The sequence below is a fragment of the Mangrovibacterium sp. genome (assembly GCF_059905295.1).
This window is the reverse complement of record NZ_JBZQJF010000045.1, coordinates 1-4,161: the sequence shown is the minus strand read 5'-3', so window position 1 is coordinate 4,161 and position 4,161 is coordinate 1. Positions and strand designations below refer to the sequence as shown.

Sequence of the window (4,161 nt, the reverse complement as noted above, 5' to 3'; positions counted from 1 at the left end):
TGGGGTTTCAAACGAAACCGACTTGCCTTTGCGAACCGAACTTGTTTTGGATATTCTGGAAAAAAACAGTGGAAACGTTGTTTTCTCAAGTAAGCTTCCTTTGAGCCTCGATAGCGTGGAAAACATGTTCCGGCACAAGAACTTCACACTGTCTGTAAGTAACCTGCATGTGAAAGATGATCGCGACAACACATATGGCTGGGATCAGAATGTCGGACCTGATAACAGAACCGGAGAGCCTGCTAATTATCCCGACAGCGAAACGAACGGGAAGAATTTCATATTCCTCCATGGCTACAATGTTGACGGTCAGAGCGCTCGGGGTTGGCAGTCGGAGATGTTCAAGCGGATGTATTGGGCGGGCTCGAAAGCGAAATTCTGGGGCGTGTCGTGGTATGGCTGGCACACGAAAGTTGGGCCGGCTACACTAAACTACCACATTAATGTTATGCATGCCCTTGATACAGCAGACTTGTTGCAGCAATTCATCCAGGCTAATGTTAAGGGAGAGATCTCAATCGCAGCGCACAGCCTCGGAAATATGGTGGCTTCAAAGCTGCTGAGTGATAAGCGCAATGTCTGGGATGTCAACAATGCCTCACCCGATGCTAACGTTGCCAAAATCAAGAATTATTTTATGATAGATGCCGCTGTTGCAAAGGAGGCCTATGACGGTGGGGAGCCGGTTGGCGGAAAACTGATAGATAACCATTCACCTAAAAATATGGACAATCGCTTGTGGGAAGGTTACCAAGCCCGGCTCTGGACGTCCGAATGGTACAACCTGTTTACAGACGGGCGCAGCAAATTGACATGGCGTAACCGTTTCGGCAATAGACCTAATGTTAATTACTACAATTTCTATTCAGACGGCGAAGAGGTATTGGCTACGCATCCTTATGATAAAATGCCGAGTATTTTGGAATTTGGTTTTGGCGCTCCTGGTTTCCTTAAAATTTTTCTTTCCGATGACTTAGGCCTCTTTGAGCAGACAGGCAGATATGCTTGGGCTTTACAGGAAAAATTAAAGGGCGCAATGCTTACAAATATCGCTTTGGGTAGCAGGCATGGTGGCTGGGGCTTTAACTTGAACCCATTAGACGGATATGTAGAGCCTAATGTCAATGGTGATTACAATCCGTGGTCGGCGGATAAGGCGAACCAACTGACAGATGAGCAGATAAAGGAAAATCCCTTTTTTGATACGAATGGTATGTTCGACAGCGTTCTCGGTGAAGGCGGCGATTACAACGCGGTAATTAACAGGAACCGGCTGCTGGCAGAAGAGATACCGGCGAGGACGCTGCCTGCTGGGGCGAATTATATTTTCAGTTTTGAAGATTTTAATTTTAACATGCAGACGCCTGAATTCCAGAACGGCTGGCCGAGTGAGAGGTTGGCTATTGGTGATTCTAACTGGTACCACAGTGATGTGAGAGAAGTCTCTTATTTGTATATTTATAAATTATTTAATCAATTTGTAGAGATTGGAGCATTGGACAAATGAAAATAAAAATTTTGCTTATAGTATTGTTAATTAATCTATTACCAAGTGTAGAAGCTTTTGCATTCACATTGCCGACAGGGAAAATTACTGTAAAAATTACAGATAAAAGTGATAACCCTATAGAAGGAATGCCAGTACTTGTCGGCTTTCCTGTTCCTGCTAAAGCGCATAGAGGTATTTCGGGGGTTGCAGTAAAGGGGTTCAGTGATGCAAATGGGTTTTTTGTAGCAGAGCATGAATCTATGGATTACGTAAATTATGTTGTAGAGAAACAAGGTTATTATAAAAGCAGTGGTCGGTTCAATTTCGGAAGATCAAAGTCAGGCAAATGGCAGCCTTGGAATCCTACGGTTGAACTGGTCGTACGGAAGATTGAAAATCCGGTGCCGATGTATGCTAGAAATACTAAACAGTCAAAAATAGAAATACCTGAATCAGGTAAAGAGATTGGCTTTGACTTGATTGCATATGATTGGGTTTCTCCGTACGGTAAAGGTAAAATAGCCGATTTTATTTTCAAATTGGAAAAACAATATGTGGATGACAGGAATTTTTCCAGCAAGCTCATAATTACGTTTACTAACAAATTCGATGGGATTCAGGTGATAAAAGAGAACCTTAAATATGGCAGTGAATTCAAATTGCCCAGGTTTGCGCCTGAAGATGGTTATCAAAAAGAATTGATTAAATTTTATAAGAGAAGACCGGGCAAATTTTTCGAGGATAATTTTGAAGAAGATAATAACTATATTTTTAGAATTCGATCAGAGGTTGAAGATGGCAAACTGGTAAGAGCAATGTATGGAAAGATACAAGGTGACATTAAGCAAGCTTTGCTTAGATCAAAAACAGCAAGGATTACTTTCAAATACTATCTTAACCCCGACTATACGAGGAATCTTGAATTTGATCCGAAGCAGAATCTTTTCAGGGACCTGCCGGATCGGGAGCGGGTGGATTTAAATTAACCGGGCGGAGAGAGAGAAGAGAGATAGGGACAAGGGGCAAGTAGCAAGGGACGAGGGGGATGGATGAGGAATGAAACTAAAGACGTTATTAATTGTGTTTGTTATTGGTTTTCTTTTCAACTCCAGCGCGTATAGCTACCCGACCGCCAGAATAACCATTAGAGTAGTGGACGAAAGCGGCAAGCCCATGGAAGGAATCCAAGTGGAAGCTACCTTCCGACATGGAAGGGATAAGTATGTTTCTGAAAAAGGACTTACCGGCCTGGATGGAAAGTTTACAGCCACATCAGAAAACCTGATTGATTTTGTTTATTTTGGAATAGATAAAGCGGGATATTATCCAAGTACGGGTGAATATCGTTTTAGAATGCCAAAAGGGGGGCTTGGAGCAGACCGCTGGCTTCCCTGGAACCCTGAAGTAACACTTGTGATGCGGAAGATCGAAAATCCTGTGCCAATGTATGCGAGGAGGATCAACGTTGATATTCCGGAACAAGGGAAGGAGATTGGATTTGATCTGATGGAAGCTGACTGGGTATCGCCTTACGGGAAGGGGAAACACTCGGATTTTATATTTAAACTGGGTGGTTTTTTTAAATCACTGGATGAACACGAACAAACTTTAACCATTACCTTTCCACATAAGTTTGACGGTATTCAGCTTATCAAGGAAGATTTGAGATATGGAAGCAGTTTTAAACTGCCACGTTTTGCACCGGAAAAGGGGTATCAGAAAAAGATGGTAAAGTTTGTCAAAAGTGTGCCCGGCAAGCCTTATGAACGGGACTATAAAGAGGATAACAACTATATTTTCCGGGTGCGCTCAGAAGAAGAGGATGGGAAGCTCAAACGTGCTATGTACGGAAAGATTCAGAAAGATATCTCATTTGGTAAAAGAACCATTATCTTCACCTATTATCTCAACCCCGACTACACGCGAAACCTGGAATTCGATCCGAATAGGAATATTTTCAAAGATTTGCCGGATCGGGAGCGTGTGGGGCTTAATTGAGGGGAATGAAGAGAAAGGGGCAGTAGCAAGTAGAAAGGGACGAGCGAAATGAGTTAGTAGCTAAAGGAGCGCTTGATCAATGATGAAAAAACTGATTTTGAAACTGAATATTTTTCTGTTAGTTGGATTGATTCTTCAAACGCAATTTGTTTATGAAACCCTTGCGATGTCGGTCGGCAAAATTACCGTTAAAGCTGTAAGTGAATCGGGCGAACCCATTGAAGGAGTTTCGGTCGGGCTTGGTTTCTTTGTCGGCGGCAGTGAGAAAGTAAAAGATATTAGTGGTTTCACTAATGCTGCCGGTCTCTTTACTGCAAGTTCTGAGCTTCAGTTTCAGGTTGGTGGAAGACTGAAAAAAGATGGCTACTATGAAAGCTATCTGGACTACACCTTTAAAAGGCCGATTAATGGCAAGTTTCAACCCTGGAATCCGACAGTTGAGATCGAGATGCGAAAGATCGAAAAACCCGTGCCGATGTATGCGAGGGATATGAAAAAATCCGGTTCCGTTAAAATCCCTGTTCTCGGCAAGGAAGTTGGTTTTGACCTGATGGAATTCGATTGGGTGGCGCCTTACGGGAAAGGGAAATACACGGATTTTATATTTAAAATGGATAGTGTGGTTAAATCATGGCTTGAGTTTGAAGGTACCTTAACGCTCACATTTCCTAATA

At 42.7% G+C, this 4,161-nt stretch carries 4 protein-coding genes; all 4 read left to right on the top strand.

What is annotated here, in order from left to right; translation table 11 throughout:
• Positions 1–1,507, top strand: a 1,507-nt coding sequence (locus AC37HE_RS02715; protein WP_500781241.1) for an alpha/beta hydrolase family protein, incomplete at its 5' end; no start/stop codon positions are given.
• Positions 1,504–2,475 (top strand): hypothetical protein, encoded by a 972-nt coding sequence (locus AC37HE_RS02710; protein ID WP_500781240.1) that lies wholly within the window; start codon positions 1,504–1,506, stop codon positions 2,473–2,475. The genes AC37HE_RS02715 and AC37HE_RS02710, both read left to right, overlap by 4 nt.
• A gap of 187 nt (positions 2,476–2,662) precedes the next feature.
• Entirely contained in the window at positions 2,663–3,487 is an 825-nt protein-coding gene (locus tag AC37HE_RS02705; protein WP_500781239.1) for a hypothetical protein, read from the top strand.
• A gap of 79 nt (positions 3,488–3,566) precedes the next feature.
• A partial coding sequence (locus AC37HE_RS02700; protein ID WP_500781238.1) for a hypothetical protein occupies positions 3,567–4,161 on the top strand: 595 nt, incomplete at its 3' end.